This window comes from Arthrobacter sp. Soil762 (genome assembly GCF_001428335.1).
GTDB lineage: Bacteria > Actinomycetota > Actinomycetes > Actinomycetales > Micrococcaceae > Arthrobacter.
Genome location: NZ_LMSG01000019.1, coordinates 271502 through 285704 on the forward strand (window position 1 = coordinate 271502; position 14203 = coordinate 285704).

Below are 14203 nucleotides of genomic sequence, written 5' to 3' on the forward strand. Positions count from 1 at the left end.
TGACACTGCTCTCAAACGGGCACGATCTTGTTCGATTTGGTCCTGTTGCATCGCCAGCAAAGGGTCTGCAGGTTCTCGGGCGTTGACACCCCGCCCTTCGAGACCGGAACAACATGGTCCACTTCAAGAAGGAGATGGGGCTCCGCAGCGATCGACACTGAGCAGTATCGGCACGTGTGGCGGTCTCGCGTCTTGATGAACTGGCGGAGCTTCGCAGTCATAAGAGCTCGCTGTCCGGCCGCGCTTCGGTTAAATCGGATCTTCTGCAAAAGAGTCTCGGCGAGCGCGTCAATCGTCTCGGTATTCAAGGTGACGGTCGTTCGCTGCGAGCTGTTCCCACCAGCGCTTACATATTCGAATGCATATTCAGGGTACGGAACGCTGATGGGCGAGAGTTCGATTCCGGCGTGCTCCATGAACTCCTCGGCGTAGTGCTTCAAGATGAAGGCAGGAGGGTCGAATGACGCAGTAATGCTCGCCTCGCGCTGATGTAAATTATTGACCGCATCTTCGAGGCGGGCGATCTCCTCGCCAAGATTTTCTACGTCAGGAAGGTTTGCCTCGTCCGCCTTGATGTTGAAGTACTTCATCAGATACTTGATGGGATCGGCGCTAGCCTTGCTTACAACTTGCAGTGAGCAGTTATGCACATTCTGCCCCTGGTAGTTAGCTACGTTGCGGTCACGGCGGTAGTTGTGATTGCTCGTATTCTCAAACGACGCCAGGTGCGCGTGAGCACCTGTGGCCGCTATGCCAAGCTGAAACGTTCCACGGCCACGAATCTCAGAGGTGTACTCAGCAATTTCATTGTGCTCATCGACGACCGAAGCGATCTCAGCTTTCTGCGCCAGAAAACCTTCACTGGCGAAGTAGCGGTTCTTACGAACATGCCGTATCAGGCGGGGCAACATCACGCCCGCCAAAGCCACTAGTGCAATTGGTAGGACGATATACCAGAACGAAACCATGAGCGCCAACACGACAATCACGATTCCGAAAGCGACTACATACGGCAACGGTGTCTCCCCTCGAGATGATTCAAACATGAGAATAGCGTTGGCCACTCTCCCAAACGGACTTTGACGCGGCACTCCAAGAGACCACTCGGAGACATCACGGGACCGATGACTATACGTTCCTATCTCTTCACGAGATGGCCGCTCTGCAAGCATGGCAGGATGAGGAACATAACGCCTGCATTCCTGTCGCCGCTGACCTGTCCGTCCGGCTTGAGGTGTCCCGCTTCCTTGGATGAAGCTAGGTTGCGGCTGTGACACTCGGATGGACCGGGTCGGGATTCAATTGCGTGTCTGCCATCCTCGGACTTGCTCACTGGCGCGATCCGTTCCGGGTGCTCGTTGCTGTTCACGGCCTACAAAAAGCGCTTAGCGCTAAGAAATTTTTGTAACTGCCAGGAATGTCCGTGGCCAGGACTAGGTTGCTTGCATGACTAAAGACGGCAAGACAACGAGTACCGCGACGAGGAAGTGCCCGGTGTGCGGGCATGAAGCCTGGCGCGTCATCTATGGAATGGTCATGCCCGACACCCGGGAGGAGTATTCAAAGGCGGAGTTCGCCGGCTGCGTCATGATGGAGGAACTCAGAATCTACCCCGCTACTGGCAAGGTTGAAACGGGCGTGCCGAAGTGGGCATGCCAGAATCCCGAGTGCCACCATCGCTGGTGGTAGCAAGACTCGGCTGTCTTAGAACTCGCTGATCTCGTAGACCCGGCCAAGAGCCGGGAAATGGATGAGGGTCCGCAAGACCGGCTTGCCCGTCGCGGCGAGGACCGCGTTCCGGTACGCAGCCATCTGGCCTAGGTACTTCTCGCGAACGTGACCCGCGGGATCATTTCCCGGGTACGTCTTGTGGTCCACCAGGACAAATCCGTCGGAACTCTCCAGCAACAGATCGATCCAGCCTTCCATGACCTGATGGTCTGGCCGCCAGCCGATGGCCGCTTCCTTGTGCCGGACCCATTCTGGAAATTCGATGTCCAGATAGGCTTCGAACCTGTCCCCAGACGTGATAAGTAACGAAGGGTCAACGGTTCCCGCGACCTGCCACCGCGCAACGATCCGCTCTGCCAGATCCCGCCGCTCGGGCGCGCTGAGCGCGGAGAACTGCGTTCCCAGATAGGCATGCACCGCACTGCCGACCGCACCCCAGTCATCGGAGCCATGATCCGCAAGCCGTGAACCCAGCTCGGCCACAGCGGCGACCGCGGCATCGTGCCCGGTAGAGTCCACGGACGAGGCGGCGAAGCGGGCTGGCAATGCCGCAGCGCCGGAACGGGTTGATAGCGCGTCTGCAAACCGCGGAGTCCAAACTGCAGCTGTCTGTACAGCATCGAAAGGCTCCAGCTCCTCAACAAACGCGGGAAAACCTTCGCCATCGTCTACCTGAATAATCCCTTCGGTGCTGTTCTCGTCTTCTTTCGACCAGGACACAAGGCCGGCAACACCCAAGTTGTTCAGCAGTTCCGGTTTGCCGTTCTTTGCGGTCAGCACAGTGGTCTCTACTGCCCGGGTCATGCCCACATACATGAGCCGTGACATGTTGCGGCGGTCGCGTTCCTGCGCCCGCTCCGCAACCTCGCTGTTCTTGCCCTTCGTGTCCAGGGGGGATCCGCCATACGGGAAGGGGGTCGGCCAGAATCGGATCCAGCGGCCGGCTAGCGGTTGCGCTAAATCGAAGGTGCCGTCCTGCTCCACTGCGGCCCCGAATGCTGCGAGCCGCAGGTCCTTGTCCAGCCCTTCCATGACTACCACGGGCCATTCGAGCCCTTTGGCCTTGTGGTACGTGAGGACGTTTACGATGTCGTCCCCGGCATTCTCGGCCGACTGCTGCTCCTCACTGTCGAAGAAGGCGAGGAAGCCGCGCAAGGTCGCAGGGGAGCGGAGCGCCAGGCACCGCTCGTAATAAGTGTGGATCGCTCCACGGGCGGCGTCGAGATTCCTAAACCGGGTAGCCGGCGAAGACCAGCTGGCGATGAGCCGGGGCAGCCCAAGAACGCCGGTCACTGCCTCGAAGACTTCTGTAGGAGTAGCCATGGCCGCGCGTTCACGGAGGCCATCGAGTGCGGTCACCAACGGGTCAGCATTCCACGACTCGAGCACGACGGCGGCATCCGGGGCTTCGAGGAGCTGCTGTTGCCATGTTGCGTGGGCCGAGTGGCCGGGATGCAGTGCCACGAGCTCGGTCAACGCCACAGTGTCATAGCCGTCAGCGATAAAGGCCATGCCTGCCCGCGCGAGCTGCACCTCCCGCGCGGCAGACAGCTTACGGGGGTTGCGGCTGGCACGGATTCCCAGCGCGTCGAGTGCCGTGGAAAGGGATTCCACATCCTTGTTGGATCTGGCCAGGATGGCCACATCGCCGGCCCGCAGCTCGGGCCGCCGTCCTAGCAGGGACGCCACGCCAGCCGCGGTTGCCTTGAGCCGCTCGGCATCGTTCGACTGTGGCCGGGTCCAGGCCTCGAGCGTGCCCGGGGACCACTCCGCGTGCGCATTAGGGAGTTCCAGATGGACAGTTTCTGGTGGCATGCCGTGCGGTTCAAACACCGGCTCGAACACGGCGTTGCTGAGGTCCACCACAGCCTGGTGTGAGCGCCAGGTTTCAGACAACTGCTCCCGCTGGCTGACCTTGGCAACCACGGCTTCCATGAGTTCAGGGTCAGTGCCACGGAACTCATAGATGGCCTGCTTGGGGTCGCCCACCCAGACGGCCTCCTCTACGAGACCGCTGAGCTGCAGGAAGAGTTCCAGCTGGAGGGGGCTGGTGTCCTGGAACTCGTCGACCACAAGGAACTGGACGCGCCCGGGAAACGAACGCCGGAACGCCTCGTTGTCACGCGCAAGTTTCAGGACAAGGGTCTCCTGGTCAACAAAGTCCATGAGGCCATGGAGCCGTTTGAACTCGGAGTAGGCATCGAGGCAATCCGCGGCGCACGCGAAGATCCGCCGGATGTACTGCTCAAGGTCGTGATGGAAAGCGGGGTTGGAGAGTAGGCCAGCATGAATACGCTGCCGGAGGTCCCAAAAAATGTCCTTAATCGGAGCCGCAGGAGCAGAGGCGATGAACCCGCGCCATATCTCCCAAGGCGTATCTTCCGCGGTTTGCGCTTGATCTATCTTCGGCAGGACCTTGGGGCACTGCTCCCGGAACTTCGCCGTATCTGTGAGGGCTTTCTTCCCATCAGTGCCGGTACCGCTTCTGACCATTTCTCGGAACTCCATGCCACCGAGATGCAGGTCCCGCAGCCAGCTCGCCCGGTCGTCAGTGCCGGGCGTGTCGAGGAGCTCACGCAACCCGGTCCAGGAACGCTCCGCGCAGTCCGCAAGCTCCTCCGCATCCAGCAGGTTGGTTCGGGCGGCGTCCACGACAGAGCGGACCATCTCCTGCCAGGTTTTGGCATCCCGAGCGCCAGCGTCGTCCGTGCCCATGCGGTGTGCGATGGGCAGAATCGCCGGAGCGTGCTCGGCCAGGATTTCGTCCGTGGCGAGGTTAAAGATGCCGGCAAGCTGCTCCTCTCCGATGACCTCGAGGGCAGGGGACAGGCCCGCGTCAATGGCGTGATCCTGGAGCAGCTGCCCGCAGACGCTGTTGACCGTTCCGATGAGGTTCACCGGGAGCTGCTGGGAGGCGAGCCGAAGGGCGGCGGCAGCGTCGGCGTCGTCCGTCACCTCAGCTTGTTCCAAAAGGCGGGCGGCGATGCGCTCGCGCAGCTCGCCTGCCGCTTTCTTGGTGAACGTGGTGGCCATGATGGCCCCGGCAGGCAGCCCGGCTGCGATCTGCTCCACGATCTTGCCCGTCAGCGTATAGGTCTTCCCTGTGCCGGCGCTTGCCGAGACCATAGTGACGTTTTCCAGCATGTTCACGAGTAGTCCCCTTTGAGTCCGCACAAAGTTCCAAAATGGCAGTACCGGCAGTTCGGCTTCCGGTGCAGCCGCTCATTCTCCGCAGCCAACCCGGCAGCACCTGGCTCACCGTCGACCAAGGCGTCCTCGGCTGGCTGTGCGGCAGTGATGCGGCCGGCTAGGACTTCCTCTACCGTGAATTCCACGGCACGTACTGCACGGCGCCAGAGCTCAGGCGTGTCCTGCGCAGGTTGCAGGGCGGCGCCGAACTCAGGATGGGCGGACGCGAATGTTCCCTGTTTCAGCAGGAAATATGCGGCCGGAAAATCCGGCGGCACGTCCCCGTCGTTGAGAGCCCATTGGTAGAGCGCGAGCTGGAGTGCTTCACCCCGCTGAACGTCCTCGCGGAGATACCTTTCCGTGTTGCTCCACTTGAGGTCGACGACGGTTGTACGGCCGTGCGCATCGATGCCCACGGCGTCGGCACGGCCCTCGACTGACACTGTGAGACCGGATCCCGCCACTGTGAGCGTCAGGTCCTTACCGAACTCCTTCTCCATCTCCTGGAGCACCACTCCGCCGCGCTGCAGCTGCTGGAAGAACATCATGACAGTGGCTTCGATGGTGGCGCGGACACCGGCAAGCCGGTGCAGCTGGCCAGGCAGGAGCAGCTCGGATGCCAGTTGGGGCAAGAGACGGCCGACGACGGCACTCACCTCGGCTGCTTCCGGAACCGAGCGGTGCAGCGGCCGGAGTTCGCCGTGCAGGACCTCGACGACCTTGTGGGCAAAGATGCCAAGCATCTGGTTGCCGGCCGGCACACCGGCGGCGTCGGGCGCCTTGAGGTGTGCTTTGTGTTTGAGCGCCCACGCGAATGAACAGCCGAGCAGGGTGGACAGCTGGGTGTAGGAGATGCGTTTCGGGATGAGCATCGGGTTCGGAGCCACTTCGTGGACTGGACGTGGTGCCAGGGGCCGGTGTTGAGCAACGGGGGCGAGCTGTGCCTGGCGGCCGGCCAGTGACCAACGGCCTTTGCCTCCGATCAGCTGTTCGGGTACAACAGTCAGCGCGGCCAACCGGGCTGCAACGGTTTCCGCCTGCCCGTTGGACTGTGCGGCAACGAGTGCCTCCAGAAGCGGGTTGCCCGCCACGCGTTCTCCGTCGCGCTGCTGGATCTGGACGAGAACCAGGTTTCTGGTCCGGGTAGAACCAGCAAGCGTCTGCCTAACCTCGAGAGCGCTCAGTTCTTCGGGGGCCGGAAGCAGAACACCCACCCGGGCGAGCGCCGCAACGTCGTGGGCGTCCCACCGGCGGTGGTGCAGCGCGCTGGCGCCCTGGAATCCCCACCAGAGGACTTGGTCGACGTCATCGGTCAGCTCAGCCAAATGGCCGAGCCGCAGCCAAGGTGATGCTTCCGCTGAGACCAGGGACCCGGCGGACGGAGTGATCACCGCGGCGATGATCCGCCGCAGGTCCCGGCGGGACACGCGGGGCAGATGTTTGATCAGTGCAAGTATCCGTTGCAGCAGCGACGCCGTGGCCGCGGCGGTTGCGTCCATAGATACGCGTGCACGCAGCCGGGCTGCCAGCCATTCCGCCCTTTCGGCCAGATGGTTGCCGCTGACATTTTCTTCTTCAACGAGGAGGCCCGTGTTGAAGACGTTGTCCAGGACGCCTGCAACATCCGGGCCGAGCTTTTCGTCGCCTTCGATGTCTGCAATTGCCGCGGCCCAGGCGTCGCCGCCGATTCCGGGCTCGGCTTTGAGTGCGCCCAGAAGATGCCGCGCGGCGCCTCTGCGGATCGGTGAACCGGGAAGGCTGAGCAATTCGGAGAGAAGCTGTACGTTCACTGGTGACCAGATGACTTCGAAAAACAGCGGAATCAACTGGTCCTGGGGCCGCCACACCGAGGGGGCACCCACGCCGACCGCTGGCAGCCCATGGCCGGAGAGATAGCTGTCCAGCAGTGCGCTGCTGTCGGAACAGACGACGGCGGTGCTGGCGTTTTCACCCGATGCGAGCCACCTGGCGGCTGCTTCCGCAGCGTTCCATTCTGTTTCCGCTGTCAGGATCGTGAGCTTGGGAGGCGTGGCGGCAGAGAAGGATTCGCTGATCCTGACGCCGCGGCTGCGGAGCTTTCCGATGATGACCTGCCAGATCTGCGGAAAACTATGCTCCGGGTGCTGAAGGATGAGCTCGTCGATTCCCAGCGGCAGTGGCGAGTCAAGCGCGGTCAGCAGCTCGGCGATGTCATCTGCCAAAGATGGCGCAAGGCGTCCGGGCGCCTTTTCCGCCGCTTCAAGAGTCCGCAGCAACGGGGACAGTGGTTCTGAGTCTGCCTGCTCGGCGGGGAGCAGACCGTTCCAGCCATTGGCGACGGCGTCGTCGCGGGCGGCGAGCAGTTCCTGGGCGGTGGACCACGGGTCAACCTGGAAGGACTTGTGGAACCATGCGTCGGGGGAGTCGATTGATTGGAGACGTTCCAGGTATTGGCTGACACGTTCGGCATGGCCGGTGTCCGGCCGCGTTATGCCCAGTCGTGTCTGCAGCAGGGCGGTGAAGTTCTTCCGGCCCACGCGGATCCGGTTGAGCCCCGGCTGCGTGTAGGCCCACGGTGCGCGGTCTAGGTGCCATCCGAACTCGATCTTCATTTATCCCCCATGCTTTGACTGGTGGTCGTTTCTATCACGCTAACGCCAGTGTCTGACAATTGAGTCCTGTCGTTCGACTGGGGACGAAGTTCGCTGGCGCTGAGCGACGATGGTGGTGCTTCTCTATCGAATGCCCTTCGATCTTGCGGACATGTGCATGCACGCAACGGTTCCCGGGTCGTCCAGCGTTTTGTTCTCGTCACGCACCGAGCGCACCTACTCACTGCAAAGGCAGTGGGTCAAAACGCCCCGGCTGGTAGTCACGAGGTTGACGATTTAGCCAGAAGTCGGTTGGGCTCCCGGCGCGGGCAATGCGGTCGTCTTGGGAAGTCCAGATGATAATGTCCAGCAGTCGCAGATCCGTTACTGTGCCAATATCCGATACCTCGTGGGCGACTTGATCACGGACGTGGGTGAGTTCGCCATGTTGTTGGCGGAGGATGCTGCGAAGTGTCAAAAGTGTTCGTTCGATTCGATCCCAGCGTGGTTCTTTGCCGGCACGGAAGCCGTCTCTCTTGAAGCCCATGGCCATCGCCACGTGCCCATCGAGCACTGGTACAGCGTCCGGCCTGTAAAGGGCAAGCATTTTTGTGACCTTGGGTGCCCACAAGCCGCTAAAGCCGGACCTGCAAAGGAGCGCCAGGGCTTTCACCTCGTCATCATCCATTTCGGCGAGGTCCTTGGCGGACAGCGCGGTCAGTCGTTGCAGCAATTTAGACCGAAATTCGTGCGTGAAGCGTGCGACGTCTGACGCGGACAATCGTCCAGAAAGCGCAGTTGCCCACAACAGTGACCAAGGGGCGATTTCCTTGAAGTGGCCACCTCGCCGAGCTTCTAATCCTGGCATATCGTACGTATGCCAGCCGCTCCTCGGGTGCGTGCAGTAGCCGACGACTCTTGCCGCAACGTCCTGTATTGGTACGACCCCAATTCCTCCGGGCATACCGGGGGACAGATCCATTTGAACGTATGTGCTCATCGTGTTCTTTCGTATGGGGATGCCGTGATTCACCGAGCCTCGTGTCGATCTAGATCCACGAGACTTGGCCACTTGGCCTAAGCTCATGCCGCGCTTTTTGGTCCTAAGCCGGCGCCGGGCTCCACGCCTGCGCCCGCCCTAGCACCGCCTTCAGTTCCCGTCCGCCGGCCTCCTCCAGCAGCACGGAATCACCAACCACCACCAAGAGGCTTCGCGCGCGAGACAACCCGACGTACAGCTGCTCAGGCGCCCGGCTCATGTCTTTGAACCCGTTGACACAGAGGACCACAACTGACCGTTCAAGGCCCTTGAACCCCAGAACGTGCCCGTAGAATTCACCCTCGTTAGCATGGAAGTCCCGCCAATACTCCTCTGTGGCGCCCCGCTCGAAATAGTCCAAGTGGATGGGGTGGCGGTCCTTGGTGGTGAGGAGGGCGATCTGGTTGTTCGCCCAGCCTTCGTCGATCAGCGCGTTCAGGCAATCCTCCGCGACGCCGAGCGCATCCTCCGTAGCGCATTCCACAAACCGGACAGGCAAGCCCGTACTGCCGCGGGGCGTGAAATGCTCACCGGCGAAGGGCCTGAACGCCTCGGCAATCTTCCGGGTGTTGCGGAGGTTGTCGTCGATGTGGATGGGCACGAAGGTGGCCATGGGGCCGTTGGCGAGGTCCGCCGTCGCGCCTTCCCATCTGCGGTAGACGTCCTGCCGGTCATCCATGAAGGCGTACACCTCGCCCGCATCGGGGTCGGTGGTGCAGGCGAGCAGCGCGTCCCACCAGAGGGGCGCGAAGTCCTGCGCCTCGTCTACCACGACGGCGTCGAGCCGCTCATGCGGTTCCATCCCCGCGGCCAGTTCCTTCAGGAGACGGGGCATCTCGATGTCGAAGTATTCTTGCCCGGAACCGTCCGGAACTCCCAGCCCGCGAACGTACTCGTGGAATTCGCCGGTGAACACCGGCTTGGCTTGGCGCCAGGGTGCGACGCGGTCCTGGAGGTATTGGCCGAGGCCCTTGTTGTAGCAGAACAGGCCCACGCGCTTGCCCTGCTTGCTGAGCATCCGGGCCTTTTCGACGGCGAGCCAGGTCTTCCCGCTGCCGGCGCCGCCCGTGAAGCGGATGCGGGGGAGTGAGCGGGTTGCCTGCAGCAGCACGGACTGGCGCTCGGTGAGGTGGTCCTGGGCTGCCTCATCCTCCTTGGCGGTGGTGGAAGGTACGACGGCGGTGTCCAGGTTTCCGCCCAGCTTGCCGGCGATGCGGTCCAGGAAAGCCGGGGCCAGCGGGGAGGCGCCGCCGCCTTCGTTCTCTATCGCACGGCGGACGAGGTCGGCGGGTGACTTGGTGTCCGTCTGGTCCAGGATGAGGGGCCGGGGGCAGCCGGCCATGGTCCAGTCCCTTGGCACGTCCGTGTAAGGCAGGCTGACCATATAGACGCTGCGGCTGCTGAGCCGGGACCCGAGGTGGTCCTCCAGCCAGTTCTTGAGGGCATGCATTGAGCTTTGCGACTGCGCCACAGGGCTCAGGATCCTGCGCTTGGCGGACCGGTCTGACTGGTACCACTGCCCGTCCGCGATGCTGACCTGTCCGCCTTTGACCTCGATGGCGGCCATGCCTACTCCAGGCCAAAGGACCAGGAGATCGATCTCGTGTTCACTGCGGCCGTCGCGGACTTGGACGGAATGGGCTAGGACACACTCATCGGGGAGACTGTTTTTCAGGGCGGTCCAGACGGCCTTTTCCGCCAGCTGTCCCTCGCCGAATTCCGGTTGTTCCGGTATGCATCTCACTGCCGCCCCCTAGACTGATTCGCTTGATTCTACGGCGCCGGGGGAGAGGAAATCGGTAATATCCTTCCGGGTTGGCGTCTTATCCACCTAGGAACCCAGCAGAGACGGCGTTTCGGAAATATCTTGCAGAATCCATTGAACTGGGGCAAAGTAAGCGATGGAACCGAACGTATCAGCAATATATTTCAGAAGGGTGCCCGGATGGAGGACGTGACGGCCATAGGTGCCAGGATCCGGCACGCCCGCAGGGACGCTGGTATCACCCAAGGGGTTCTGGCGGACCTGATCGGCACGTCTTCCCGAACCATTCACGCCATCGAAACGGGGACCGGTAATCCTTCGTTGGTTACGGTGGCTGCGGCTGCCAACGCGGTAGGGCTGCACCTTAGGGCTACTGATGATTGAGGACCTGGGGCGCCTGAAATTTGTCCGTAGCGCGGACGTGTACAAGACGGGCGTTTTGGCCGGGCACCTGAACCGGACCGGCCGCGGCAGTGTCGTCTTTTCCTACAGGCCCGGCTACCTCGCCTCAGACGGCCGCGCTGTCGCCACCACCCTGCCCCTCACCGCGGAGCCGGTGGAAGCCCCGAGCGGTGCACTGCCATCCTTCTTCTCAGGCCTCCTGCCCGAAGGTCACCGCCTCACTGTGCTCAAGGACGCCGTCAAGACGAGTCTGGGCGATGAGCTTAGCCTGCTTCTGGCTGTCGGCGCCGACGTTCCCGGCGACGTTCAGGCGGTGCCGGCCGGGGAAATGCCTGTGGAGCCTCCGCCGCTGGCGGACACGTCGCACCCGAAGGACCTGGACTTTGCCGCCTTGGCTGAGGCCGTGGATCCACACGGGCTCCCGGGCGTTCAATCCAAAGCCAGCGCGTCGATGTTGACCACGCCGCTCGCTCTGGCTAATCGCCGGTACCTGCTGAAACTGGATCCGCCCCGGCACCCGCATCTGGTTCTCAACGAAGCAGCCCATCTCACCGGGGCACGAGCCCTGAAAATCCCGGTTGCCAGGCACCGTGTTGTCCTGGACCGGAACGGCCTGCCCGGCCTGCTTGTTGAACGGTTCGACCGCACTCAGGGCGACGGGCTGCGGCGCCTGGCACTGGAGGACGCCGCGCAGGTCCTCAACCTCCCGCCGGCATCAAAGTACGCTGTGAGCTCGGAGGAAGTGGTGCTGGCGCTGGCCGGGCTGTGCAAAGCCAAAGTTATCGCCGTCAGGAACCTCTACCTGCAGTTCGTCTTCGCTTGGCTGACCGGCAACGGGGACCTGCACGCCAAGAACGCATCGGTATTGGAAGGCCAACCCGGCTGGGCGGTGGCCCCGGTCTACGACATCCCCTGCACGCTTCTGTACGGTGACGACACCATGGCTCTGACCGTCGCCGGCAGGGTGAAGAACCTCAAGGCCAGGCATTGGCAGGATTTCGCTGCCAGCATCGGGCTGCCGGAACGGGCGGCCACAGCTGCGAACAAGGTAGCACTGAGGGCAGCCGCCGCCATCGATCTGGAAACCCTGCCCTTCACTGGATCGCCCCTGAACGCGGCCCTGCGGGAACTGCGCTTCCGCCGCGCCGAGCTCACGGGCTGATCCGGAATCGTGAAGTAACAGGAACGGCGGACGACGGCGGCACCCGGCTTGGGTGCAGCCGTTCGCGTCAGGCGGCCAAGTCCATGTGCCCCTGCTCGACGATGCCGACGGCCATGCGGAAAGTGTCCTCTGCCGGAAGGTCGGCTTCTTTGTGCCTGCGGGCCATGACGGCCAGCCGGTCAGCGAGAACGTTCAGCTGATGATCCGCGTGGCCTTTGACCCAGCGGAACTCGACGTCTGCAAATGCGGCCAGGGTCAGGATCCGCTGCACTTCGTCGCGGCAGGCCACCGTTGAGTGTCCGCGATGGGAGCCGGCCTCGTTGAGCATCGTGACGGCGGTGAGGCTATCGGAGGAAACGGTGACCGCACAGCTTCCATCCAGGACGCCCGTGTGCACGTTCTTTGCAGCAACCAGGGCCAGCCGGATGGCACGCAGTTCGCTTTCCAGGATGCTTCCGCCGCTGACGGCCTTCAGGCCGGGACGGAGCGGCAGTCCCTTTCCGAAATCCAATACCCAGCCGTGCCCAGCCCAGGAGGTGCGGTGTCCCACCGAGGCGTCCGTGGCGATCTCCAAACGGCAAAACAACGCCTTCAGTTCATCGGTCACTGCCTTTTCCGTAGCCACCACTCCCGCCGCCGGGGGGATAGGAAGGATCAACATGAAGCCCAAGTTCCAGCAACAGTTCGCTTGCAGTATCCACTACAGAAAAGACGGGTTCGTTCCGCCCGGGATCCATTTCGGTGACTGCGCGAACAGCCTCCGCGTAGGCCTTGCCGCAGCGCGGTCCCGCCGAGGCCACGGGGATCCAGCCGGAGCGAACTCCGAGCACTGTTGAGTCGGCTGTTCGTGCCACAGACCACAGGACGAGGCCCCGCCGCGGCACGACAAGGACGGTGAGCCCGGAGCGTTTGGCTACAGTTTCGGCGGCCGAAAGGACTCGGCGTGGCGGCGGAGTGGGGAACGGCATGTGGGCCTCCTTGCAGCGGACTAACTGATACTGGGAAGGCTATAGGCGGCCACTGACATTATTGCGGGAGGTGTTCCCGGCTGGGCCGATGTTTAGCTCGCGCGCCGCAGGTTCCGGACCGCTCCGCCGGTCTCAGTCCAGGATGACGCCGCCATCAGGCCCCGGGCCACCGGGGAAATCTCCGCTGTGCCAGCGGACCTTCTGCAGATCATGGCAGCGCCTGCCGCGCGCCAGGCGTTCCAGTACCTGGTTGCCAGCGTGATTCCGGGCCTGCAAAAGCAGCAAGATCCTCCAGCGAGCGCATGAGCGCGGACTCAGCACCCAAAGCGGCGGGCGGACGATGCGTTCCAGGAAGGCCGGGGCCGAGAGGAGCGGCACCGCCGCCTTCGCTGTCGATGGCATGGCGGACGAGCTCGGCGGGGGACTGGCTTTGTGTCTGGTCCTTGCGGCCGTCGCGGGCATGGACGGAATGGGCCAGGACGCACTCATCGGGGAGGCTGTTTTTCAGGGCGGTCCAGGACGGCCTTTTCCGCGTGGTGTCCCTCGCCGAACACCGGTTCTTCCGGAATGCACCTCATTGCCGTCCCCATATTGATGAAGCGGTTCCCCGGTTTTGCGCTGATCCAACGTTAGCTGGGCGGGACTGATTCACCATGGCGACACGAAGAGGTCAAACTTCCCGATGTCAGGAGCGCGACTTGGCGGTGTCCTTGAAGGCGGCAAGTCCAAACTGGGCGCGGATATCAGCCAGATCACGCGTATTCCGGTCAATCTGCCGAACCTGCTCTTTTTCGATGAACCAAGCAATGATTCGAACTACGATCACCAGCGGCAACAGCAACAGGAAAGCCCAGCCAGCCGCAATGATAAAGTCCGGCATGGTCAGGAATGCATTCTTCAATGCGATGGCATTGTTCAGGCTTCCCGTCAGGCTGCCGAGGATGTCATTCAAAGTATCGGTGATTGGCTGGAAGAACGGCCCGGCAGACAGCTGGGGACTGTCCAGTTTTGGATCTTTTCCGACAGACCAGCGCTGATCCGTGAGGTGCGCAAGGATATAGAACACCACTGCCAGATTGGCGGCAGCGAATGACACCGTTGCCGCAAGCAGGGCACTAACGGCCCTCGCGGTTATTTTCAGTGGAGAAGACACTGGGCTGCCGATGACAAACAAACCGCCGACAATAAAGGCAGCGAGCCATACGAGATTCTTGAATGTATCGACGCTGACACCACTCAGCATTTCCATGGCACGTTCCAACTTCCTAATGCAGCGTAAGAACTGCGGCCGTTGGCCGCAGAGTTTGGTCCACCCCCGAAGGGGCCGATTCAATATGACTAAGTTGGGCGGACAGAACTGTCCGGGAGACGTCCGGA

General features: G+C 62.3%; 10 protein-coding genes. 3 read left to right on the forward strand and 7 right to left on the reverse strand.

Annotated features, from left to right (window positions below; genetic code table 11):
• Positions 1 to 11 precede the first annotated feature (11 nt).
• Positions 12 to 1046 carry an HNH endonuclease gene (locus ASG77_RS15280; protein ID WP_200950778.1) on the reverse strand — a complete coding sequence of 345 codons (1035 nt, stop codon included), beginning with the start codon at positions 1044 to 1046 and terminating at the stop codon, positions 12 to 14.
• A gap of 400 nt (positions 1047 to 1446) precedes the next feature.
• On the opposite strand from ASG77_RS15280, the gene ASG77_RS15285 reads away from it, so the two are divergent.
• Positions 1447 to 1689, forward strand: coding sequence for a hypothetical protein (locus ASG77_RS15285; RefSeq protein WP_056346980.1), 243 nt, complete (start codon positions 1447 to 1449; stop codon positions 1687 to 1689).
• Between the two features lie 15 nt (positions 1690 to 1704).
• Here the strand turns inward: ASG77_RS15285 and ASG77_RS15290 are convergent, their stop codons facing one another.
• From ASG77_RS15290 to ASG77_RS15305, 4 genes are all read right to left on the reverse strand, one after another.
• A complete protein-coding gene (locus ASG77_RS15290) occupies positions 1705 to 4875 on the reverse strand; it encodes a UvrD-helicase domain-containing protein (RefSeq protein WP_056346982.1) in 3171 nt (1056 codons plus the stop codon).
• A 2-nt stretch (positions 4876 to 4877) separates the two neighbouring features.
• Positions 4878 to 7511, reverse strand: a complete 2634-nt coding sequence (locus tag ASG77_RS15295) for a PD-(D/E)XK nuclease family protein (RefSeq protein WP_056346984.1) — start codon at positions 7509 to 7511, stop codon at positions 4878 to 4880.
• Between the two features lie 220 nt (positions 7512 to 7731).
• On the reverse strand, positions 7732 to 8577 hold the full coding sequence (locus ASG77_RS15300; protein WP_327019627.1) for a DUF6308 family protein: 846 nt from the start codon (positions 8575 to 8577) through the stop codon (positions 7732 to 7734).
• Between the two features lie 16 nt (positions 8578 to 8593).
• Positions 8594 to 10273, reverse strand: a complete 1680-nt coding sequence (locus tag ASG77_RS15305) for an NERD domain-containing protein (protein ID WP_056346988.1) — start codon at positions 10271 to 10273, stop codon at positions 8594 to 8596.
• Positions 10274 to 10474: 201 nt separating this feature from the next.
• On the opposite strand from ASG77_RS15305, the gene ASG77_RS15310 reads away from it, so the two are divergent.
• Positions 10475 to 10678, forward strand: a complete 204-nt coding sequence (locus ASG77_RS15310; RefSeq protein WP_056346991.1) for a helix-turn-helix transcriptional regulator — start codon at positions 10475 to 10477, stop codon at positions 10676 to 10678.
• Positions 10671 to 11858 (forward strand): type II toxin-antitoxin system HipA family toxin, encoded by a 1188-nt coding sequence (locus ASG77_RS15315; protein WP_056346993.1) that lies wholly within the window; start codon positions 10671 to 10673, stop codon positions 11856 to 11858. Before ASG77_RS15310 ends, ASG77_RS15315 begins: the two co-directional genes overlap by 8 nt.
• Positions 11859 to 11925: 67 nt before the next feature.
• Here ASG77_RS15315 and ASG77_RS15320 read toward each other — a convergent pair whose 3' ends face one another.
• Together ASG77_RS15320 and ASG77_RS15335 are read right to left on the reverse strand one after the other, a co-directional pair.
• Positions 11926 to 12519, reverse strand: coding sequence for a ribonuclease HI (locus ASG77_RS15320; RefSeq protein ID WP_082576076.1), 594 nt, complete (start codon positions 12517 to 12519; stop codon positions 11926 to 11928).
• 992 nt (positions 12520 to 13511) lie between these two features.
• A complete protein-coding gene (locus tag ASG77_RS15335; RefSeq protein ID WP_056347000.1) occupies positions 13512 to 14075 on the reverse strand; it encodes a hypothetical protein in 564 nt (187 codons plus the stop codon).
• Positions 14076 to 14203: the final 128 nt, after the last annotated feature.